We start from the raw sequence: 22,437 nt of genomic DNA on the forward strand, positions 1-22,437 counted from the left end.
CCCCCCCCCCCCCCCCCCCACGAGCCCCGCCTCGCCGGGCCCCGGCGAGGCGAGCGACGCCATCGGGCTCGTTCCGCGGCACACCTCCACGGATGTGCACGATTCCCGGTGGCCGTGTCCCGAGCGCCGTGTCGACCGTCCTGCCTGCCGGCTCCTCGTCACATGTGTCAGCGCACCCCGAGCGGGACCCGCTGCCCCCGGTGGAGACGTTCGATCACGGTCGAGTACGCCGCGATCATCCGGGTGTGGCTGAACCGCGGACGGCTGCGCAGGAGCGCGAGGCTCAGCTCGTCCCGTCGTCGGGCCGCCTCCTCCCACGCCGCGCAGACCGCGGCCGGGTCCCTGGGGGTCACGAAACCGATCCCGTCGACGATCGACGCGGCGTCGCCCACGTCGGTCGTGACGGGGACGGCCCCGCTCATGGCCCCCTCGATGAGGCACAGCGGTGCCGCCTCGCCGAACGACGAGGTGAGCGCGATGACGTCGGCCACGCCGTACACCGACTCCATGTCGCGGCGAACGCCCAGGAGATGGACCCGTACGAGCAGGTCCGGGCGATCCGCGAACGAGGCCCGCAGGTCCTCCCTCAGCGCCGGGTTCGTCGGGCTCATCCCCGCGCCGCACATCAGCACGTGCCCCGACGGGTTTCGTGCGAGGAACGCCCGGGCAGAGCGGACGAACAGGCCCACGTCCTTCATCTCGTCGTAGCGCGCCGCGAACGCGACGACCGTCGCGTCGGGCGGGACGCCGAGCATCCCGCGTCGGGCTGCGCGACGGCGCGGGGCCAGCGGGCGGAACCGCGCCAGGTCCACGCCGTTCGGGATCACGTGGAGGAGCGACGCAGGCACCCCGGCGGCGCGGTAGGCGTCCCGGGTCGACTCCGCGCAGCAGACGGCGCCGGCCAGGCGGCCGCCGGCGACCGTCGCGAGCAGGTCGTCGAGCGCCGGACCCTGGTGCTCCGGGTCCGACCGGTGCAGGCACGCGATCACCGGGCGTTCCGGGAACCCGTCCTGGTTGACGAGCCGCAGGGGCTGCTCCTTGAGCGACAGGACGACGTCGGACCGCGAAGCGAGTGCTGCTGCCGTGGCCAGCTCCGCCTCGGTGAATCCCCGCGAGGTGGGGGCGTCCCCGGACTCCGGGTGCCGACCCAGCGAGGCGACCTGGATCCCCGCGGCGCGGAGCGCCTGGTACCGCGGGTCCTCGGTCATGGGTTGGAGCAGCCCCTCGCGCAGGACCTCGTGGTGGATGCTCAGGACCGAGTGCGCCTGTCGGCCCCCGCCGTGCAACCCGGTGATGACCGCGCTGTGCAGCACTCGTGCCCCGCCGCTGAAGAAGCCCTCGTAGATCGACTGGACCCGCAGTCCGTCACCTGCTGACATGGCGTCACCTCCGTCGCCAGGATCGGGCACCTCGATGTCCGACGCGTGGCGATCCTGTGACATCGGCATGACGTGTGCGGCCAGGTCCGGCCTCGACGAGGCGTCCGCGCGTCGCCGCGCCCTCAGCGGACTGCCGCGTACGCCGCCGCGAACCGCGGGAGGCTGGCCTCGAGCGTACTCAGGCTCGCGGTGAGCGAGATGCGGAAGCGGCCGGGCGTCTCGAAGTACTTGCCGCCCAGGACCAGGACGTCGTGCTCGGCGAGCAGGGCCTCGAACGCCCGGTCGTCGGGCACGGGCGAGCGGGGGAAGAGGTAGAACGTGCCCTCGGGGCTGTGGACGTCGTAGCCGATCTCGCGCAGGCCGGCGACCATGAGGTCCCGCTTGCGCTCGTAGAGCGCGACGTCGAACGGGATCTGCTCGAGCAGGGGCAGCGCGTGCTGCAGCACCGCGTTGGGGAACGCGTACCCGATCGCGATCTGGAGCGCCTCGATCGCGGGCCGCAGGTCCTCCCGGCGGGGCAGGGTCGGTGGGACCGCGAGGTACCCGATGCGCTGGCCGGGCGCGAGCAGCGTCTTGCCGTAGCTGTAGGCAAGCAGCGACCACGGGTACACCTCGGTGGGGCTGTGGAACGGCGTGCCGTCATAGACGATGCGGTGGTACGGCTCGTCGGAGACCACGAAGATGCGGCGCCCGTTCCGGTGGGAGGCCTCGTCGAGCAGCGCCGCGAGGCGCCGCAGCTGCTCGACGGGGTAGACCCGCCCGGTCGGGTTGTTGGGCGTGTTGACCAGGACGACCCGGGTCCGGGACGTGATCGCGCCCGCGATCGCGTCGAGGTCCAGGTCGAAGGTCTCGGGCAGGATCGGGACCTTCACGGGGGTCAGCCCGGCCTCGCGCACGATCACCTCGTACGCGAACCACGGCGGGACGCTGTAGACGACCTCGTCGCCCGGGTCGGTGACGAGCTTGAGCGCGAGCGCGAGGGCGGTGAAGCCTCCCGTCGTGAGGTGGACGTCGTCGGGCTCGAACGGGACGCCCACGACGCCTCGCAGTGCCGCGGCCGCCGCCGCGCGGGCCTCGGGCTCGCTGACCTTGTAGCCGAACCAGTGCTCGTCGCGCGGGACGGCGCTCGCGCGCAGCGCGTCGACGTACCCGGCCGGGGCCGGGTCGTGCGGGTTGCCGAACGTGAGGTCGAGGACCCCGGGCCGTGCGCGCCGCTCGGGGTAGACGTGCGCGAAGAACCCGAGCAGGTGGTCGAACGGGGTGGACCGCGCGAGGTCCGCCGCGCGTCGGGAGATCGTCTCGTCGGCCATGGGAGCTCCTCGCTCGGGCGACGGAAGTGCCGGGAGGTGGGTCGCCGGGGCGGTGGTCGGCTGGCGACAGGGTGGCCGGAGGCCACGTGGAACAGGCGATTCCACGCTAGCACCGGGTGCTCAGGCTGGGCCCGCGGACCGGCCGGGGGGAAAGGCAGGCCCGACGGCGCCGCCCGCTCTCGTCAGGCAGGTCACCTCGCGGGGACCGCGCCCAGGCGGGAAGCCGGTCGCGCGGACGCCGTCGTCGGGTCCTCGTGGGGGAACTCACACCCTGACATGACGCCCCGACACGATAAGATAGTTCGTCTGTCCGACTTCGTAGTTGGGGCGGTCGAACGGTCTGCGACATCTCGCGACGCGTCTCGATCCGGGCTGGAAACCCCACGATCCCCCCGTTGCGTCCCCGAAGGTCGGTCATGCCCGCTTCTCCTCCCTCCACCACTGCGCCCTCGGCTCAGGTGGTCCCTCCCTCGGCCGAGCCCCATGGTTCGGCCTCGGCAGAGCACGATGCCCCCGGCGCGTCCGGGCCCCGCCGCTGGTGGATCCTCATCATCCTCGCGCTCACGCAGCTGCTCGTCGTGCTCGACGGGACGATCGTGAACATCGCCCTCCCGCAGGCCCAGCTCGAGCTCGGCCTCACGGACACGCAGAGGCAGTGGGTCGTCACGGCCTACGCGCTCGCGTTCGGCGCCCTCCTGCTGCTCGGTGGACGCATCGCCGACTACTGGGGGCGCAAGCGCACCTACCTGCTCGGGATGGTCGGCTTCGGCGTCGCGTCGCTGCTCGCGGGCCTCGCGCGCAACGGCACCGAGCTCATCGCGATGCGAGGTCTCCAGGGCGTCTTCGCGGCGCTCCTCGCCCCCGCGGCGCTCGCGCTCCTCACGGTCTCGTTCCCTCGCGGCAAGGACCGCAACACGGCGTTCGCCGTCTTCGGCTCGGTCGCGGGCGTCGGTGCAGCGGTCGGCCTGGTCCTCGGTGGCGCGCTCACCGAGTTCGCGGACTGGCGCTGGTGCCTGTGGGTCAACGTCCCGGTCGTCGTGGTCGCGCTCGTCGCGGGTGCGCTCCTGATCGGGGAGAGCAAGGCCGAGGGCGACAACAAGTACGACGTGCTGGGCACCGTCGTGGTGGTCCTCGGGCTCGGGTCGCTCGTCTACGGATTCACGCTCGCCGAGCACAGCTGGGTCGCGCCCGAGACCATCGCGTGCCTGGCGGCAGGCGTCGTGCTCATCGCGCTGTTCGTGTGGATCGAGTCCCGTGTCGCGCAGCCGCTCCTCCCGCTGCGCGTGCTGACGAACAAGGTCCGTGCCGGCGCGTTCCTGGTGCAGGCCATCTTCGGTGCGCTGATGATCGGTGCGCTGCTGTACCTGGCGCTCCACCTGCAGATCGTCCTGGGCCTCTCGCCGCTGCACGCGGGCCTGGGCACGCTCCCCATGACGATCATGACGCTCCTCCTGGCCCCGGCGATCACCAAGTTCCTCCCGCGGTTCGGTCCCCGTCCGCTGATGATCGGCGGGCCCCTGGTCGCGGCCGTCGCGCTGCTCTACCTGAGCCGCATCACGGTCGGCGGGTCGTACGCGACCGAGGTCCTGCCCGCACTCGTCGTGCTGGGCGTGGGCATGGCCATGGTCCTCGTGCCGCTCCAGAACGTCGCCCTCTCGGGGGTCGAGCCCCACGACGCGGGCGCCGCGAGCGCGACCGTCAACGCCTCGATGCAGATCGGCGGCTCGATCGGCCTCTCGGTCTTCACGACGATCTACGCGAGCGTCGTCGCGGGAGCCGTCGTGACCGACGAGGCGTCGCAGCTCGCCGCGTTCGTCGACGGGTACTCGGCGGCCTTCGTCGCGACGGCCGTCACGATGGTCGTGGGTGCCGTCATCGCCGCGGTGCTGATCCGCGGCCCCAAGGAACAGCTGCTGCCGCAGGGCGACCAGGTCGCGGTGCACCTGGGCTGAGCGCGTCCCCGGAGCCGGGGACGCGGTTCCGGAGCACGTCCAGGCCGCTCGACGACGCCCCGCGCGTCGTCGAGCGGCCTCTCGGGTCTCCGGCGTCTGCCGGTGTCACGCGCCTCGGCGGCGCGTCGCGCGGGTCGTCCCGTGCCCGACGGCGGCGCGCGCCTCGGGCGGTCGCGGAGCCCTGGGCCCGGTGCAGCCGGTCAGCCCGCGAGCAGCGCGCGGACGTCCTTCTCGGCCTGCCCGGGAGACGCGGTCCGGCAGCCCTTGTCGACCCAGCCCTGGACGAGCCGCGGCTCGTCGCGCAGCAGCCCCCAGCCGCGGCGCAGCAGCGTGAGCGGCGGCTTGCGCGACTCACCGAGGTCCCGGAGGAGCCGGAACCAGAACGTCATGAGCCGCGGCCGGCGCAGGCAGATCGCGTCCGCGAGGATGCCCTCGGCCCGGCAGGCGTCGACCAGCTCGGCAGCGAAGATCCCCTCCGCGATGACGATCCGTGACCCCGTGACGTCGAGGTGGGTCGTGCCCGTCCGGCGCGAGGTCGGGATGTCGTAGACCGGGACGTCCGAGTGACCCGTCGTGACGAGCGAGAGCAGCGCCTCGAGGGCACCGGCACCGTCCCAGCTCCCGGGCGAGTCCCAGTCGACGATGCCGAACCGGTGGGGCATGTCCGGGTGGTCGACGTCGCGGTAGAAGTCGTCGAGCGCGACGACCGGCAGGCCCAGGCGACGGGTCAACGACGTCTTCCCCGAGCCGGACGGGCCCGTCAGCAGGACGATCCGTCGGGGTGGGACACGCGTGCCCTCGGGCAGGTCGAAGAGGCCGTTCGTCACCCGACCATTCTCCCAGCCTCCGGGGCGCACCCGGACGCGTGGCGCCGTCGGGCCGTGTGAGGAACCCCCTTCACTGCGCGCGTGCGGCGGACCTGTCCCGGTGGCTGCCCGGCAGCGAGCGTGTGACCGTGGAGGACACCCTCGCGACAGGAGATGCTCGTGGCTGCTCAGGAGAACGTCCCGATCGACCCGGCGCTCGTCGACCTCTACAAGGACCTCCACCGTCATCCGGAGCTCGGGTTCCAGGAGCATCGCACGTCCGGGATCGTGGCCGAACGCCTCCGTGCGCTCGGGTACGAGGTCACCACGGGCATCGGCCGGACCGGCGTCGTGGGCCTCCTCGAGAACGGCACGGGCCCCACCGCGCTGCTCCGGGCGGACATGGACGCGCTGCCCGTCAAGGAGGACACCGGTCTCGACTACGCGAGCACCGCGACCGCGACCGACGCGAACGGCAAGACCGTCCCCGTCGACCACGCGTGCGGCCACGACCTGCACACCACGTGCCTGCTCGGGGCGGCCGAGGTCCTCGCGAACGACAAGACGAGCTGGTCCGGGACGCTCGTGCTCGTGTTCCAGCCCGCCGAGGAGCTCGGCGCCGGGGCGCAGGCACTGGTCGACGACGGCCTCTTCGACAGGTTCCCGAAGCCCGACGTCGTGCTCGGGCAGCACGTCGCCCCCCTGCCCGCCGGGAAGATCGCCGGGCACGCCGGCGCGTCGTACGCGGGCTCGGACTCGCTGCGCATCCGCATCGTCGGCAAGGGCGCGCACGGGTCGATGCCGCAGTCCTCGGTCGACCCGGTCGTGATCGCCGCGTCGACCGTCCTGCGCCTGCAGACGATCATCTCGCGCGAGATCCCGAGCACCTCGATCGCGGTCCTGACCGTCGGGTCCGTGCACGCCGGGAGCGCCGCGAACGTCATCCCCGGCGAGGCCGAGCTCCAGCTCAACATCCGCAGCTACGACGAGGCCACGCGCCAGCACATCCTCGACAGCGTCGAGCGGATCGTCCGCGGGGAGGCGGCGACGTCCGGGGCGCCCGAGGAGCCGACGATCACCGAGATCGAGCGCTTCCCCGTCGTCGTGAACGACGCGGACGCCCTCGCGAAGACGCTCGACGCGTTCGCTGCCTGGCTCGGCCCGGACAAGATCATGGACCCCGGGGCCGGTGCGGGCAGCGAGGACGTCGGCATCCTCGCGACGAGCTCGGGCGCCAAGCTGTCCTACTGGCTCCTGGGCGGCACCGACCCCTCGCTCTTCACGACCGGGGACATGAACGACCCCGCACTCCTCAAGGTGCCCTCCAACCACTCGCCCCACTACGCCCCGGTCATCGACCCGACCCTCGGGATCGGCGTGACCGCGCTGGTCACCGCCGCCCGCACCTGGTTGCCCGCGGGATAGCACCGCTCCTGCGCGACGTCGACCCGCAGGTGGGCCGCCGTCGCGACTCCAGACGGCGGCCCGGCCGCCTCTCCGGGGCGGCCGTTCGGGGGCCCGGCCACCGTTCGTGCGGGGGACCACGTACGTAGCGATCGTGTGGCAGACCCTGATGTGGACCCTCGAGCACCCGCCCTAGCGTGGCCCCACACGATGCTGCGGCAACGGTGCCGCAGCCGTGCTGGGGAGGGTCGATCATGCAACGAAGCAGACGGTCCGTGAGGCGATGGCTCGCAGCAGCCGCCGCCACGGCAGTCGTCGCAGTACCCCTGACGGTGCAGGTACCCGTGGCGCTCGCGGCCGAGGCGTGCGCGCCCGCCTGGGTGGCGTCGTCGGCGTACACGGGCGGTGCGACCGCGTCGTACGCCAGCTCGAACTACAAGGCGTCGTGGTGGACCCAGGGCGAGGTTCCCGGGACGCAGCAGTGGGGCGCGTGGAAGGTCGTCGGGCCGTGCGGGACGGGCGACCCGACGGGGACGGACCCGACGGGGACGGACCCGACCGGCACCGACCCGACGGGGACGGACCCCACGGGCGACCCGACCGGTGGCGACCCCGGCACGCCCATCTCGACGAACCCGCAGGAGAAGTGCCGTCCCGACGGGCTCGCCGTCAACAAGACCGTCGACGTCCCCTACTGCGACGTGTACGACGAGGCCGGTCGCGAGAAGCTCCCCAACGGGCTCGATCGCCGCGTGATCGGGTACTTCACGTCGTGGCGCACGGGGGCGAACGGCACCCCCGCGTACCTCGCGAGCGACATCCCCTGGACCAAGCTCTCGCACATCAACTACGCGTTCGCGCACGTCGGCCCGGACTCGAAGATCTCGGTCAACGCCGAGTCGGCGACGAGCGAGGCGACCGGCCTGACGTTCGCGGGGGCCGAGAACGCGCTCGACCCGACGGTTCCCTACAAGGGCCACTTCAACCAGCTCACCAAGTTCAAGAAGCAGCACCCCGGCGTGCGGACGCTCGTGTCGGTCGGCGGCTGGGCCGAGACGGGCGGCTACTTCGGGGCCGACGGCAACCGGGTCGCCTCGGGCGGCTTCTACGCCCTGGACACGCAGGCCGAGTACGACGCGTTCGCGGCCTCGGCCGTCGCGATGGTGCGGACCTACGGGTTCGACGGGATCGACATCGACTACGAGTACCCGACCTCGAACGTCAAGGCCGGGAACCCCGACGACTTCGCGATCGCCGACGCCAAGCGCGGGCAGCTCTGGAAGAACTACGAGCAGCTCATGAAGACCACGCGCGAGGCGCTCGACAAGGCCGCGGCGCAGGACGGCGAGTACTACATGCTGACCATCGCAGCCCCCGCCTCGGGGTGGCTGCTGCGCGGTATGGAGGTCTTCCAGATCATGCCGTACCTCGACTACGTCAACGTGATGTCGTACGACCTGCACGGGACGTGGAACGACTTCGTGGGCGGCAACGGCGCCCTGTTCGACGACGGCAAGGACGGCGAGCTCGCGGCGGCCGGGGTGTACGGGGCCTACGACGGGATCGGGTACCTCAACGCCGACTGGGCTGCGCACTACTTCCGGGGAGCCGTGCAGGCCGGGCGCATCAACATCGGCGTCCCGTTCTACACGCGAGGCTGGACCAACGTGCAGGGCGGGACCAACGGCCTGTGGGGCAAGGCGGCGCTGCCCGACCAGACCAAGTGCCCGCCGGGCACCGGGCCCTCGCTGGGTGGCACGTCCAATTGTGGCAACGGTGCGGGCGGGATCGACAACATCTGGTACGACGTCGACAAGGCCGGGGCCAAGATCCCTGCGGGCGGCAACCCGATCTGGCACATGCTCAACCTGCAGAACGGCAAGGTGGGCTCGTACGCCTCGGCGTACGGCGCCCCGACGGGTCCGCTGACGGGGACCTACCAGCACAACTTCGACCCGGTCACCAAGACCGAGTGGTGGTGGAACGCGCAGACGAAGTCGTTCATCTCGGGCGACTCCGACCAGGCGATCCAGGCCAAGGCCGACTACGTGGTCGCGGGCGGCTACGGCGGCCTGATGATCTGGGAGCTGGCGGGCGACTACGACCTGGACGCGGCGAGCGGCGAGTACGGCATGGGCGACAGCCTCGTGACGCGCATGCACTCGACGTTCTCGACCGCGGCTCCCTACGGCGCGGCCAAGTCCAAGACCGCGACGCCCGCCGAGGCGATCGACCTCGGGGTCTCGTTCTCGGAGTTCGCGCTCGGCGACAACAACTACCCGATCAACCCCCGGGTGACGTTCGCCAACAGGTCCTCGGTCGCGATCCCGGCCGGGGCCACGATCTCGTTCGACTTCGCGACGACCACGTCCGCGACGATCGGCGAGCAGAACGGCTGGGGCATCACGACGGTCGCGGGCCACACGGGCAACAACGTGGGCGGGCTCAAGGGGGACCTGCACTCGGCGACGCTCAAGGTCCCGTCGGGGGGCATCCCGGCGGGTGGCTCGGCGTCCACGAAGCTGTCGTGGCGCCTGCCCATGGCGCAGATCTCGAACGTGCGCGTGACGATCGGGGCCACCACGTACGCCACGACCTACGACCACCCGCGCGGAGTCAAGGTCGTGAACCCCGTGGTCTCCGGTGGGACGACGGGCGGGACTCCCGGCGGCACCCCGGGCGGGAGCACCGGTGGTGCCGGGTGCACGGCGGCCGCGTGGCTCGCCGGGACGGCCTACAACGGTGGTGCGCAGGTCACGCACGCGGGCCACAGGTGGTCTGCCCGGTACTGGACGCAGGGCAACGCCCCCGTGGTCAGCGACTGGGGTCCGTGGAAGGACGAGGGGGCCTGCTGACCTGACAAGTGCGCCCCTGACGTCGGCGCCGAGGTAGAGGGCTCTGGCCCTCTACCTCGCGCCACGTCCGGGCGGTCGTAGGCTTCCCGGGTGACCTCCGCCGAAGACCTCGCCGCCTCAGCCCTCGACTCGATCCGTGCCTGGGCGCCGCTCAGTCCTGCCCAGGCCGCGCTGCGCCAGGAGTACGTCGCGTTCGTCGAGGAGGGCCGGGGCGACGTGATCTTCCGCGGCGGCCCCGAGCACCTGACCGGGAGCTGCTTCGTGCTGACCCCGGACCTGCTGCACGTGCTGCTGTGCTTCCACCGCAAGGGCCAGTTCTGGGTCCAGGTCGGCGGGCACGTCGAGCCGGGGGACCGGAGCCTCGCGGCGGGGGCGTTCCGTGAGGCGCGCGAGGAGAGCGGCATCGAGACGCTCGAGCCCTTCGAGCCCGACGGCGCCCCCGTGGACCTGCACCGGCACGCGCTGTCCTCGCGCTTCGGCACGTGCCTGGTCCACTGGGACGTGGGCTACGTCGCGTTCGCGGACCTCGAGGCGCTGCCCGTCGTGAGCGACGAGAGCGAGGCCGTCGCGTGGTTCCGCGTGGACCGGCTCCCGCCCGACACCCCCGAGGACTTCCCCGTGCGGCTCCGCACGGTCCTCGAGGAGATGACGCACCGCCGTCGGGCCTCTGCCTGACGAGGCGCGCTGCGCTCATGTGTACGCTTGTACACATGACCTTTCCCGACCCCTCCGACCAGCGCCCCATGCGCGAGCGCATGCTCGCCGGCGACCTCTACCTCGCCGACGACCCGCAGATCGCCGCCGACTCCGAGCGCGCCATGTCGCTCAGCCACCGCGTCAACACCCTCGACCCGAACGACGGCGCGACCCGCCGCGAGCTGCTGACCGAGCTGCTCGGCGCGTTCGGCGAGGGCAGCGAGATCCGCCCCCCGTTCCGCTGCGACCTGGGCTACCGGACCACGATCGGCGCACGCGTGTTCGTCAACTTCAACCTCGTGTGCCTCGACGTCGCACCCGTCACGATCGGTGACGACGTGCTGATCGGCCCCAACGTCCAGCTCCTCACCCCCACGCACCCCGTCGAGCCCGGCCCCCGCCGCGACAAGTGGGAGGCCGCGCAGCCCATCACGATCGGCGACAACGTGTGGCTCGGCGGCGGCGTGACCGTGTGCCCAGGGGTCACGATCGGCGAGAACACCGTGGTGGGGGCAGGTTCTGTCGTGACCCGCGACCTGCCTGCGAACGTCGTGGCCGTGGGCAACCCCGCGCGGGTCCTGCGCCACATCGGTGCCGAGGACGCTCAGGGTCCCGAGGGCACGGACGGCGCAGCTGCCGGAGGCGAGCCCGCGTGACCTCGCCGCGCCGCGTCGACCCCGACCGCAAGGACCGGATCGTCGACGCGGCCCTCGACGTCATCGCCGAGCACGGGGTCGCGGGCACCACGCACCGCGTGGTCGCAGCGGCGGCCGACGTGCCGCTCGGGTCCATGACGTACCACTTCGAGAACCTCGACGAGGTGCTGCGGCTCGCGTTCGAACGGCACGCGGTCCAGGCCGCGGCGCGCTTCGAGGCGGCCATGGCCGAGGTGCCCGACGGCGGCGACCCGGTCGAGGCGATCGTCGCGCTCGTGTGCGCCGAGTCGGGGGACTACCAGCGCGACCTGCTCGTCGCGCTCGAGCTCTACGTCCTCGCGGCCCGCAAGCCGGCCTTCCGCACGGTCACGCAGCGCTGGATGGCTGCGAGCAGCGCCGCCCTGCGCCGGCACGTCGACCCGGAGGTCGCGCCCGACGTCGACGCGCTCATCGAAGGCCTCGTGCTGCACGCGGCCCTCTCGACCGGGCCCGACGGTCGCCCGCCCGCCCGCCCGCTCGACCCCGGGCGCGTGCGCCGCGCGGTGCGGCGCCAGCTGGGCTGAGCGCACCTCCGCCGGTGCCGAGCATGCGGTTGTCGTCCGCCGAGCATGCGGTGGTGGCCGGTCTGCGGCGCAGAACGAGCGCCAACCGCATGCTCGGCAGCCAGCGTGCGTTCAGCCGAGCAGGATCACGTGCAGCGTGCGCGGCCCGTGCACGCCCTCGACGCGCGACAGCTCGATGTCGCTCGTCGCGCTCGGCCCCGAGATCCACGTCTGGGGCCGGGTGGGGTGCGCGGCGAGGATCGTCACGGCCTCGGGCAGGGTGTGCACGACGTGCTCGGTCCGCACGACGCACACGTGCAGGTCGGGGACCAGGGTGATCGCGCGGCGCCCCTGGTCGTCCGCGCCGTCCAGGACGATCGTCCCGGTGTCCGCGACGGCCAGCCGCGACGCGGTCAGGACGGCGTCGACCTGGTCGAGCTCGGCCGCGGTCCGGCGGTCGTCGCGCGAGTCGTGCACGACGGCGGTCCCGGCCGTGAGCGCGCTCGTCCAGGCCGCGGGCAGCGCAGGGGGCACGACGACGGAGCGAGCGTCCGCGAGCAGCTCGCCCACGGTGCGGGCCAGGTCCGCGGTGGTCGCGGCCCGGTGCACGATCGCCCGGTAGTCGACGAGCCGGTCGACGAGGATCTCGATCGCCTCGGCAGACCCGGGGGAGTGCTCGCCCGTGGTCCGGTACCCGCGCGAGACGGGGGCCTGCTCGGCCACGGCGTCACCGAGGTGCGCGCCGTCGTTGATGACTGCCGCGCGCACGCGGGCCAGGATGTCGTCGCGCGCGCTCATCGGGCGTCTCCGGTGGTCTCGGTGTCGGTGCGGTCCGCTGAGGGCGACCCGCCGCCGTCGGGCGCCTCGCTCGATCGTCGCTCGCCGCGGGGGTCGGTCTCGGTGGCGGCGTGCTCATCAGCCCACCACTCGCGGAAGCTCTGCTTCGGCAGCACGGGCAGGTCGCGGGCGTCGGTCCACTTCGAGCCCGGGAACGGCAACGACGTGATGCGCCCCTTGCTGCCCCCCAGCACACGGGTCACGCCGCCGGCCTTCTCGGCGAGCTCGAACCGGCCGGGCCTGGCCATGACGAACGACGCGGCCTTCATGGCGGCTCCCCAGGCCGTGGGGCGCCCCCGGTCCTGGTCGACCTCGCGCGCCCGCAGGTGCACGAGCAGCGAGGGGATGTCGATCTTCACGGGGCACACGTCGTAGCACGCGCCGCACAGCGTCGAGGCGTACGGCAGCGAGTTGTTGGGGTCGGACCTCCCCGTCGACCCCGTGAGCTGAGGTGTGAGGACCGCGCCGATGGGTCCGGGGTAGACGGACCCGTACGCGTGCCCGCCCACGCGCTCGTAGACCGGGCACACGTTGAGGCAGGCCGAGCACCGGATGCAGTGCAGGGCCGCGCGGCCCACGTCGTCGGCCAGGGCCTTGCTGCGCCCGTTGTCGAGCAGGACCAGGTGGAACTCCTGCGGCCCGTCGCCCGGCGTGACGCCCGTCCACAGGGACGTGTACGGGTTCATCCGCTCGCCGGTCGAGGACCGGGGCAGGAGCGCCATGAAGACCTCGAGGTCCTGGTACGTGGGGATGAGCTTCTCGATGCCCATCACGGTGATGAGGGTCTCGGGGAGCGTGAGGCACATGCGTCCGTTGCCCTCGGACTCGACGACCGCGAGCGTGCCGGTGTCCGCGACCGCGAAGTTCGCGCCGCTGATCGCGACCTTCGCGGAGAGGAACTTGCGGCGCAGGTGCGCGCGCGCCGCCATGGCGAGCTCGCGCGGCGCGTCGGTCAGGTCGGGCGGTGCGTCGCCCATGCGCTCGAGGAAGATCTCGCGGATCTCCGAGCGGTTGCGGTGGATCGCGGGCACCAGGATGTGCGAGGGCATGTCGTCCGCGAGCTGCACGATGAGCTCGGCGAGGTCGGTCTCGAACGCCGCGATGCCCTCCTCGGCGAGCGCCTCGTTGAGCCCGATCTCCTGGGTGACCATCGACTTGACCTTGACGACCTCGGTCTCGCCCGTGGCCTTGACCAGGTCGGTCACGATCTGGTTGGCCTCGGCCGCGTCCCTGGCCCAGTGGACGACACCACCGCGTGCGGTCACGTTGCGCTCGAGCTCTTCGAGGAGGCGCGGGAGGTCGCTCATGACGTGGGCCTTGATGGTCGAGCCCGCGTCGCGCAGCTCCTCCCAGTCGGGCACCTCGCCGACGACGGCCGCACGCTTGGCGCGGATGGTCGAGGTCGCGTGGGCCAGGTTGCGCCGCAGCTGCGTGTTGCCCAGGGCCTGCTTGGCGGCCTCGGGGAACGTCGCGCCCCAGCGCAGGGGAGCCTCGGGGTGGGGCACGTCGTCGGCCCAACCGGGACCCGCGCTGGTGCCGGGCGCTCCCGGGTGCGCGCCGTCGTCGGGCAGGGTCTTGGCGCCGCGGCGGGTGGGGAAACCGAGGAAGGTGCTCATCGCGCGGCCTCCGCCTCGCTGTCGCGACCGGGGGCGGCCTCGACGTCCACGGGCGTCGGGGCCGACTGCGTCGAGGCGAGGATCTCCGCGAGGTGCATGGTGCGCACCCCGGAGCGCAGCTTCGAGAGCCCGCCGCCGATGTGCATGAGGCACGAGTAGTCGCCCGCCGTGACGACCTCGGCGCCCGTCGACTTCACGTTCGACATCTTGTCGCTGAGCATCGCTGTCGACGTCTCGGAGTTCTTGAGCGCGAACGTCCCGCCGAACCCGCAGCAGCTCTCGGCCCCGGGGAGCTCGACGAGGTCGATCCCGTCGACGGCCCGCAGGAGCTGGAGCGGCTTGTCGCCCACGCGGATCATGCGCAGCGAGTGGCACGTGGGGTGGTAGGTGACGCGGTGCGGGAAGTGCGCGCCGACGTCGGTCACGCCGAGCACGTCGACGAGCAGCTCGGACAGCTCGTAGGTCTTGGCCGCGAGGGCCTCGGCCGTCGCTCCGAGCTTCTCCTGCCCCGCGCGGCGGCACACCATGGCCTGCTGGTGGCGGATCGACCCGGTGCACGAGCCCGACGGGACGACGATCGCGTCCCACTCGCCGTCGAGCGCGGGCGCGAACGTCTCGACGTGGTTCCTGATGACGGGCACGGCCTCGTCGAAGTAGCCCGTGTTGACGTGCATCTGTCCGCAGCACGTCTGCTGCTCGGGGAAGTACACCTCGTGACCGAGGCGTTCGAGGAGCTGGACGGTGGCCCGGGGGGCCTGGGGGAACATCGCGTCGGCGATGCAGGTGGCGGCGAGGGCGATGCGCACTGGGGACTCCAGCCAGGCAGGGGGCGGTGGGACTCAGTCTGGTCCCGGCGGGCGGCGAGTGCCCGTCGAGGTACCGCGTGGCCCTCCCGGCCCCTGCTCGACGGCGAGCAGGCTGTGGTCTGACCACACGATGTCCGAGTCACTGTAGACCATCGCGAGGCTGTGGTCAGACCACATGTCGACGGGCTGTCAGAACGAGCGGGGTCTTGCGGGCGCGCTCGTACCGTCCGTCCCGCCCGGCACTACGCTGACCACGTGCGCACCCACGAGATCGTCCTCGCCCGCATCGAGGCAGACCTGGCGGCGGGTCGCTGGGGCCTCGGCGAACGCCTCCCGGCCGAGCGTGCGCTCGCCGAGGAGCTCGGCGTCTCGCGCCCCTCGGTCCGCGAGGCGCTGCGCGTCCTGGAGGCCATGGGCATCGTCCGTACCGCGGTCGGCTCTGGGCCCGACGCCGGCGCCACCGTGATCGACCGGCCCGCCGCGGGCCTGGGCGCGGCCGTGCGACTGCACGTCGCGTCCGGGACGCTCGTGGTCCGCGACGTCGTGGAGACCCGGGTGCTCCTGGAGACCTGGGCGGTCGGGCAGGCCGCCGCGACTGCCGGCGGCGCGGGACTGTCCGAGGCCGTCGCGCTGCTCGACACCATGGACGACCCCTCGCTCGACCCGGCCCGCTTCCGCGAGCTCGACGCGGCCTTCCACGTGGCCCTCGTCCGGCTCGCCGGCAACGTCCTGGTCGAGGCCGTCATGACGGGCCTGCGGGGTGCGATCGAGTCCTACGTCGAGGCCGGTACCGAGCGGTTGGAGGACTGGCCCCGCACCGCGGTGCGGCTGCGCGCCGAGCACCGTGCGGTCCTCGACGCGGTCGCACGCGGCGACGGTGCCGGGGCGGCAGACGCGGTGCGTGAGCACATCGAGGGCTTCTACCGCGAGGCGGGGCTGTGAGCTGCGCCCCGCGGCCCGCGAGGTAGAGGGGAACCGTCGAGGTAGAGGTCTGTGGCCTTCTACCTCGACGGTCCCCCTCTACCTCGGGGACGACCCTCCACCTCGACGAGGCCCTGGCCGGGGAGCCCCGACGTAGGGTTCCCTTGGGCCTACCGGCCGGGCTCGCTCGCCCCGCCAGGTGGACTCCGTTCGACCTCTCGCCGCACGACCAGTCCCGGAGGACCCCATGACCATCGACCACCTGGACGTCCTCGCCGCGGCCCAGCGCATCGCGGGCCAGGTCCGGCCCGTCGCGCTCGCGCCCATGGACCCGGGTGCGCTCGGCGCGGCGACGGGGGTGTTCGCGCTCGAGCTCATGCAGCACACGGGCTCGTTCAAGGCGCGCGGTGCCCTGAACTTCGTGGGTGCCCACCTCGAGGCGGGCACGTTGCCCGACGCCGGGATCGTGATCGCGTCGGGCGGGAACGCGGGCATGGCGAACGCGTGGGCCGCGCGGGCCCACGGGGTCCGTGCGACCGTGTTCGTGCCCCGGACCGCGCCGCCGGTCAAGGTCGCACGCCTGCGCACGCTCGGTGCCGAGGTCCACCAGGTGGGGGCCGAGTACGCCGAGGCGCTCGACGCCGCGCAGGCCTTCGCGGCGGAGACGGGCGCGCTCGCCTCGCACGCCTACGACAACCCGCTGATCGCGGCGGGCGCGGGCACCCTTCTGGAGGAGATCGTCGCTGCCCGGACCGACGTCGACACCGTGGTCGTCGCGGTCGGGGGCGGGGGGCTGTTCAGCGGCGTGGCCGCCGCGGCGCACCCGCGCGGGATCAGGGTCGCGGCCGTCGAGCCCCACGGGGCGCAGGCCCTGCACGCGGCGCTCGAGGCCGGCACCGTCGTGGACGTCCCCGTCGCGTCGGTCGCGGCGGACTCGCTCGGCGCCCGCCGTACCTCCGAGACGGCGCTGGCTCTCGCGCAGCGCGACGGCGTGCGGTCGGTCCTGGTCACCGACGAGGCGATCGTCGCCGCTCGCCGGCACCTGTGGGACGAGCGGCGGCTCGTCGTCGAGCACGGGGCCGCCGCGGCCCTCGCCGCGCTCGAGTCGCGCGCCTACGTGCCCGAGCCGGGCGAGACCGTCGTGGTCGTGCTGTGCGGGGCGAACACGGACCCCTCGGACCTCGCGCGCTGACCTTCCACCGGGCACCGTTCGCGGCCCGCCCCTTCACCCGCGAGGGCACGCTCCCGCCGGGTCCGTCTCGACCTGGCCCCGCGTTCCGCCAGGCTCTGCTCCGCCAGGTCCACCCCGCGGCAGGACGCGAGGCCGCTCGGTCCCGCCGCGTCGCGCCAGGACGCGCGCGATCGGCCACGTGTTGCGCCCCAGGAGGCCCCGTCCCACCCTGGAGGGACGCGACGCACCGCCCGGACGAGCCCCGTCCGAGCGGCTGCCCGCCGACGTTCCCCCTGGAACCGGGCGGTTCTCACGCGTTCAGGTCACGTTCCCGCCGACCGTCGGCCGTCAGCGCCCGACGGTCCCCAGCGCCTGCCGGCCGCCAGGAAGGACTCTGCGATGAGTGATACCGCGCGATCCACGACACAGGCGCCGGGCGAACCCGAGCTGGTGCTCTCCAAGGGCACCGTCTACGTGATCTTCAGCGCCCTGCTGGCCGCGATGTTCCTGTCCGCGCTGGACCAGTCCGTCGTCGGGACGGCCCTGCCCACCATCGTGGGAGACCTCGGGGCGGCCCAGGACGAGGGCTGGATCATCACGGCCTACCTCCTCGCGATCGCGATCGTGATGCCGATCTACGGCAAGATCGGCGACCTGCGGGGACGTCGGCTGCCGTTCCTCGTCGCGATCGCGATCTTCGTGGTCGGCTCGACGGGGTCGGCGCTTTCATCGTCGTTCGTGGACCTCGTGGTGTGGCGCTCGATCCAGGGGCTGGGGGCCGGTGGCCTGGTCATCCTGAGCCAGGCGATCATCGCCGACATCGTCTCGGCCAGGGACCGTGGCCGGTACATGGGTCCCATGGGGGCGGTCTTCGGGATCGCCACGGTCGCGGGCCCGCTGCTGGGCGGCTGGTTCACCGACGGGCCGGGGTGGCGCTGGTGCTTCTGGCTCAACGTGCCGATCGGCCTCATCGCGTTCGGGATCGCGTGGTTCAAGCTCCGGCTCCCGTCGCGGACGCCGAGCAAGCGGTTCGACGTCGGCGGCGCGCTGCTGATGGCGGTCACGACCGCGGGCATCGTGCTCCTCACGAGCTGGAGCTCGATCTCGAGCGACAAGAAGTACGACTGGAGCAGCCCGGCCCTGCTCACGGTGCTGGTCGTGACGGTGCTCGCGCTGATCGCGTTCCTGGTCGTCGAGACCAAGGTGGCCGACCCGCTCATCCCGCTCCACCTGTTCAGGAGCAGGACCTTCTCGGTCTCGGTCTCGATCGCCCTGATCCTGGGCATGACGATGTTCGCGGCGCTGTCGTTCCTGCCGACCTTCCTGCAGATGGCGCACGGCTACGGCGCGACCGAGTCCGGGCTGCTCATGCTGCCCATGACGGTCGGCCTGATGATCACGGCGATCGGGTCGGGTCTGCTCATCGCGCGCAGCGGGAGGTACAAGATCTACCCGATCCTCGGGATGGGGATCGCGACGATCGGGCTGGTCCTGCTCACGCAGCTGACGTCCGACATCTCGATGCTGACGTTCGGCGCGATGATCTTCGTGCTCGGGTTCGGGCTGGGACTCGTGCTGCAGACCATCGTGATCGCGGTGCAGAACTCGGTCGCCCCCGAGATGGTGGGTGTGGCGACGTCCACGAACAACTTCCTGCGCGAGATCGGTTCCGCGGTCGGCACGAGCGTGTTCTCGACCGTGTTCACGTCGAAGCTGACGTCCAACCTGGCCGACGCGACCAAGGGCCTGCCGGCGAGCGAGATGCCCAAGGACTTCGGGCCGGACAGCCTCACGCCGGACGCCGTCAAGGAGCTGCCGGCGGCGCTGCACGACCTGGTCGTCAACGCCTACACCGACGCTCTCGCGCCCGCGTTCTGGTACCTGGTCCCGCTCGGCGCGCTGGGCTTCGTCATCGCGTTCTTCATGAAGGAGCTCAAGCTCTCCGACCAGGCCGGCCTGGTCGCGCGGGGCGCCGCGGTCGAGCGGTGAGGTGGGCGGGCCACCGGCCCGCACCTGCCCGCTGATGCCCGACGGCGGAGCGCGCCTAGGTACATGGGTGCGCTCCGCCGTCGGGCATCAGGGCAGGAGGGTCAGCCGAAGATCTCGTCCTCGAGCAGGACCACGCCCTCGAGGCGGTTGCGCACCGATGTCACGCGCCAGCGGTCGGGGAAGAGCGCCAGGTACTCGCCGTCCTCGCGCTGGAGGACCTCGACGCCGGGCTGCGCGTTGAGCTGCACGACCCAGTCCTTCGTGGTCCGCAGCGCCATGGAGTAGCCCAGGCGGTCGAGCGACACGGGGGCGTTGAACTCGGTCGCCATGCGGTGCTCGGCGACCTCGAACTGCATGGGGCCCACCACGGCCAGGACCGGGGCCTGGTCACCGCGCAGGTCGGAGCGCAGGACCTGGACCACGCCCTCGGCGCCGAGCTGCATGACGCCGCGCTGGAACTGCTTGTAGCGCGAGACGTCCTTGGCGCGCATGACCGCGAAGTGCTCGGGGGCGAACGTCGGCAGGGGCGGGAACTCGACCTTCTTGTCCAGGTAGAGCGTGTCGCCCACGCGCAGGCCCGCCGCGTTGACGAGACCCACGACGTCGCCCGGGTAGGCGGTGTCGACGATCGTGCGCTCGCGGCCGAAGACCTGCTGCGCGTACTTGGTCGCGAACGGCTTGCCCGTGCGGGCCGAGCTGACGACCATGCCACGCTCGAACACGCCCGAGCAGATGCGCGCGAACGCGAGCCGGTCGCGGTGCGCGGTGTCCATGCCGGCCTGCATCTTGAAGACGAACGCGCTGAAGGGCGCCTCGACCGGGCGCGTGTCCTCGGTGACCGTGACGCGCGGCGACGGCGACGGCGCGACGTCGACCAGGACGTCGAGCAGCGCGTGGACGCCGAAGTTCTGCACCGCGGACCCGAACAGGACGGGCGTCGTCTGCCCGGCCAGGAAGCTCTCCTGGTCGTGGTCGCCGTTGGTGTCGGCGAGCAACTCGGCCTCCTCCACGGCGGTGGTCCACGCGTCGCCCTCACGGTCCAGGGCCGCGTCGGGGTCCATGACCTCCTCGGGGGCGATCGTGGTGCCGCCGGCCGTGCGCGTGTAGTGCACGTACTGCCCCGTGCGGCGGTCCAGCACACCACGGAAGTCGCCCCCGACGCCCACGGGCCAGGTGAGGGGAGTGGGGACCAGGCCCGTGCGCTCCTGGATCTCGTCCATGAGCTCGAGCGCGTCCTTGCCCGGACGGTCCCACTTGTTGATGACCGTGATGAGCGGGATGCCGCGGTGCTTGCAGACCGCGAAGAGCTTCATGGTCTGGACCTCGAGGCCCTTGGCCGCGTCGACCAGCATGACGGCCGCGTCGACCGCGGACAGCACGCGGTACGTGTCCTCCGAGAAGTCCGCGTGCCCCGGGGTGTCGACCAGGTTGATCATGGCGTCGCGGTACGTGAACTGGAGGGCCGCCGAGGTGATCGAGATGCCGCGGTCCTGCTCCATGTCCATCCAGTCGGACACCGTGCGACGGCCCGCCTTGCCGTCGGCGCGGCCCGCTTCGCGGATCGCGTTGGCGTGCAGCGCGAGCGCCTCGGTGAGCGTCGACTTGCCGGCGTCCGGGTGGCTGATGACCGCGAACGAGCGGCGGCGCGAGGCCTCCGCGAGGACGGTCGCCTGCTCCTTCGCCGGGGAGGCCTGGGGGGTGGTGCTGGGCGTGGTGGGCTGGTCCGCTGAGGGCACTGGAACGTCCTGTGGCTTCCTGCAGTTTCCTGCGCGATCGAGGGCAAAGGGGGCGGGGCGCATCCGCGCGGGACGCAGCACCCAGCTCTCCATTCTCCCGCGAGATCGAACCGGCCGTGACCACGTCGGCGACCGCTCACTCCGGGGCGGGGTCGCCGCGGCTCAGCCGGATCTCCTCGAGGTCGAGCCGGGCCTGCACCTGGCGCAGCACGGTGTCGTCGATCTCGCGCTGGTCGCGCAGGCGCACGACCGTCGCGCGCTTGCGGGCCAGCAGCACGAGGCGCAGCTCGGTGTACTCGTCGTCGAGGAGCACCGCGGGGTCCGGGTCGTCGGCCCCGCCGTCGCGTGCCCGGAGCAGGGTCAGGTGCTCCTCGTACTCCCCGCGCAGCCGGTCGACGACCGAGGGGTCCGTCCCGAGCGCCGCCGCGACGTCGGGGAGCGCGTCGAGGGCCTCCTGGGCGGCCGTCTCGTCGGCGAGCCGACGCTCGCGGGCGACCCCGTCGTCGTCGGGCAGGCGGGCCCACCGGACCGTGGGCGCGAGCAGGAGGCCCTGGACGACGAGCGTCGTCGCGACCACGCCGCACGTGATGAAGACGATGAGGTCGCGGTCCGGGAAGGGCGCGCCCGAGCTCAGGTGCGCGGGCACGGCGAGGGCTGCGGCCAGCGAGACCGCGCCCCGGAAGCCCGCGACCGTGCTGACCGCTCGCGCCCGGTTCGTGACGCGCCGTCCCCGCTGGGAGGGGCGTCGGTCGACGAGCCGGATCGTGTAGGCCGAGAGGACGAGGAACCCGAACCGCACCACGAGGATCACCGCGCACACGACCGCGACGCCGACGATCGCGGTCACGAGGTCCTCGGAGACCAGGTTGCGCACCGCGGACTGGGCCTCCAGCCCCACCAGGACGAACAGCGACGCGTTGATCAGGTAGGTCGAGATCGACCAGAACGCGACGGTCTGCTGCCGCGTCGCAGCGCGCCCGATCCGCGGCCCGACCTGGCTCATGACGAGCCCGCACACGACCACGGCCAGCACCCCGGAGGCCTCGATGAGCTCGGCCACCAGGAAGGCCACGAACGGGAGGAGCAGGATGACGACGTTGCCCAGCATCGGGTCGTCGATGCGAGGTCTGACGAGGACCGCGAGGCGTGCGACGAGCAGCCCCACCGCGATCCCGCCGCCGTACGCGAGCACGAACAGCCACGTCACGTGCCCCGCGCCCAGCGTCTCCTCGCCCACGGTCACCCCCACCGCGACGCCGTAGAGCACGAGCGCGGTGCCGTCGTTGACGAGGCTCTCGGCGCGCAGCACCGTCACGGTCCGCCGGGGCAGGGCCCGCGCGAGGACGCCGACGGCGGTCGCGTCGGTCGGCGCGACCGCCGCGCCCAGCACCCAGGCGGGACCCCAGGGTATGCCCAGGACGTGGGCCGCGGTCGCGACCGCAGCCGCCGTCGCGACCACGAGCAGCGTGCTCGTCAGGACGATCCCGCGCAGGGTCGCCCGGATCTCCCGCAACGACGTCGTGATGGCCTCCCAGTAGAGGAGCGCCGGGAGGAACACGAGGAGCATGAGCTCGGGAGGCAGGTGCACCTGCCGCAGGGCGGGCACGAACCCCAGCACGATCCCCGCGACGAGCAGCAGGATCGGGTCCGCGACCCGGGTACGGCGAGCGAGCACCCCGCACACCACGATGACCACGCCGAGGACGACGACGAGCTCGAGACCGATCATGGCTGCCTCCTCGGGGATCTCGGGTGCCCGCG

General features: G+C 72.5%; 17 protein-coding genes. 9 read left to right on the forward strand and 8 right to left on the reverse strand.

Translation table 11 applies throughout. The annotated features are described in order from the left end of the window. Positions 1 to 167: 167 nt before the first annotated feature. Positions 168 to 1,379, reverse strand: a complete 1,212-nt coding sequence (locus H9641_RS02960) for a glycosyltransferase (protein WP_191800875.1) — start codon at positions 1,377 to 1,379, stop codon at positions 168 to 170. 122 nt (positions 1,380 to 1,501) lie between these two features. Next, entirely contained in the window at positions 1,502 to 2,689 is a 1,188-nt protein-coding gene (locus tag H9641_RS02965; RefSeq protein ID WP_191800877.1) for an aminotransferase class I/II-fold pyridoxal phosphate-dependent enzyme, read from the reverse strand. A gap of 416 nt (positions 2,690 to 3,105) precedes the next feature. On the opposite strand from H9641_RS02965, the gene H9641_RS02970 reads away from it, so the two are divergent. Further along, on the forward strand, positions 3,106 to 4,641 hold the full coding sequence (locus H9641_RS02970) for an MFS transporter (RefSeq protein WP_225219873.1): 1,536 nt from the start codon (positions 3,106 to 3,108) through the stop codon (positions 4,639 to 4,641). 200 nt (positions 4,642 to 4,841) lie between these two features. Here the strand turns inward: H9641_RS02970 and H9641_RS02975 are convergent, their stop codons facing one another. Further along, positions 4,842 to 5,468, reverse strand: a complete 627-nt coding sequence (locus H9641_RS02975) for a uridine kinase family protein (RefSeq protein ID WP_191800879.1) — start codon at positions 5,466 to 5,468, stop codon at positions 4,842 to 4,844. Between the two features lie 159 nt (positions 5,469 to 5,627). Between H9641_RS02975 and H9641_RS02980 the strand changes: the two genes are divergently transcribed. The 5 genes from H9641_RS02980 to H9641_RS03000 all read left to right on the forward strand — a co-directional run bounded on the left by H9641_RS02980 (position 5,628) and on the right by H9641_RS03000 (position 11,621). Beyond that, positions 5,628 to 6,872 (forward strand): amidohydrolase, encoded by a 1,245-nt coding sequence (locus H9641_RS02980; protein WP_318244352.1) that lies wholly within the window; start codon positions 5,628 to 5,630, stop codon positions 6,870 to 6,872. 233 nt (positions 6,873 to 7,105) lie between these two features. Next, complete coding sequence (locus H9641_RS02985; protein ID WP_191800882.1) at positions 7,106 to 9,706, forward strand: glycosyl hydrolase family 18 protein; 2,601 nt, start codon at positions 7,106 to 7,108, stop codon at positions 9,704 to 9,706. A gap of 90 nt (positions 9,707 to 9,796) precedes the next feature. Next, a complete protein-coding gene (locus H9641_RS02990; RefSeq protein WP_191800884.1) occupies positions 9,797 to 10,381 on the forward strand; it encodes an NUDIX hydrolase in 585 nt (194 codons plus the stop codon). A gap of 35 nt (positions 10,382 to 10,416) precedes the next feature. Then, complete coding sequence (locus tag H9641_RS02995) at positions 10,417 to 11,058, forward strand: sugar O-acetyltransferase (protein ID WP_225219874.1); 642 nt, start codon at positions 10,417 to 10,419, stop codon at positions 11,056 to 11,058. After that, positions 11,055 to 11,621 carry a TetR/AcrR family transcriptional regulator gene (locus H9641_RS03000; RefSeq protein ID WP_191800886.1) on the forward strand — a complete coding sequence of 189 codons (567 nt, stop codon included), beginning with the start codon at positions 11,055 to 11,057 and terminating at the stop codon, positions 11,619 to 11,621. Before H9641_RS02995 ends, H9641_RS03000 begins: the two co-directional genes overlap by 4 nt. Before the next feature lie 111 nt (positions 11,622 to 11,732). On the opposite strand, the gene H9641_RS03005 is transcribed toward H9641_RS03000, so the two are convergent. The 3 genes from H9641_RS03005 to H9641_RS03015 are packed head-to-tail and all read right to left on the reverse strand — an operon-like array spanning position 11,733 to position 14,859. After that, a complete protein-coding gene (locus tag H9641_RS03005) occupies positions 11,733 to 12,398 on the reverse strand; it encodes a LutC/YkgG family protein (RefSeq protein ID WP_191800888.1) in 666 nt (221 codons plus the stop codon). After that, positions 12,395 to 14,053, reverse strand: a complete 1,659-nt coding sequence (locus H9641_RS03010) for a LutB/LldF family L-lactate oxidation iron-sulfur protein (protein ID WP_191800890.1) — start codon at positions 14,051 to 14,053, stop codon at positions 12,395 to 12,397. Before H9641_RS03010 ends, H9641_RS03005 begins: the two co-directional genes overlap by 4 nt. Next, positions 14,050 to 14,859: a (Fe-S)-binding protein gene (locus H9641_RS03015; RefSeq protein ID WP_191800892.1), complete on the reverse strand. Its 810-nt coding sequence runs from the start codon at positions 14,857 to 14,859 to the stop codon at positions 14,050 to 14,052. Before H9641_RS03015 ends, H9641_RS03010 begins: the two co-directional genes overlap by 4 nt. Before the next feature lie 255 nt (positions 14,860 to 15,114). On the opposite strand from H9641_RS03015, the gene H9641_RS03020 reads away from it, so the two are divergent. From H9641_RS03020 to H9641_RS03030, 3 genes are all read left to right on the forward strand, one after another. After that, on the forward strand, positions 15,115 to 15,801 hold the full coding sequence (locus H9641_RS03020; protein WP_191800894.1) for a FadR/GntR family transcriptional regulator: 687 nt from the start codon (positions 15,115 to 15,117) through the stop codon (positions 15,799 to 15,801). Positions 15,802 to 16,027: 226 nt separating this feature from the next. Next, a complete protein-coding gene (locus tag H9641_RS03025) occupies positions 16,028 to 16,972 on the forward strand; it encodes a serine/threonine dehydratase (RefSeq protein ID WP_191800897.1) in 945 nt (314 codons plus the stop codon). Between the two features lie 378 nt (positions 16,973 to 17,350). After that, complete coding sequence (locus H9641_RS03030) at positions 17,351 to 18,940, forward strand: MDR family MFS transporter (protein WP_191800898.1); 1,590 nt, start codon at positions 17,351 to 17,353, stop codon at positions 18,938 to 18,940. 101 nt (positions 18,941 to 19,041) lie between these two features. On the opposite strand, the gene H9641_RS03035 is transcribed toward H9641_RS03030, so the two are convergent. Continuing rightward, positions 19,042 to 20,676 carry a peptide chain release factor 3 gene (locus tag H9641_RS03035; RefSeq protein ID WP_318244353.1) on the reverse strand — a complete coding sequence of 545 codons (1,635 nt, stop codon included), beginning with the start codon at positions 20,674 to 20,676 and terminating at the stop codon, positions 19,042 to 19,044. A gap of 136 nt (positions 20,677 to 20,812) precedes the next feature. After that, complete coding sequence (locus H9641_RS03040) at positions 20,813 to 22,405, reverse strand: Na+/H+ antiporter (RefSeq protein WP_191800900.1); 1,593 nt, start codon at positions 22,403 to 22,405, stop codon at positions 20,813 to 20,815. Positions 22,406 to 22,437 lie beyond the last annotated feature (32 nt).

The sequence above is a fragment of the Oerskovia merdavium genome, from assembly GCF_014836755.1.
GTDB lineage: Bacteria > Actinomycetota > Actinomycetes > Actinomycetales > Cellulomonadaceae > Oerskovia > Oerskovia merdavium.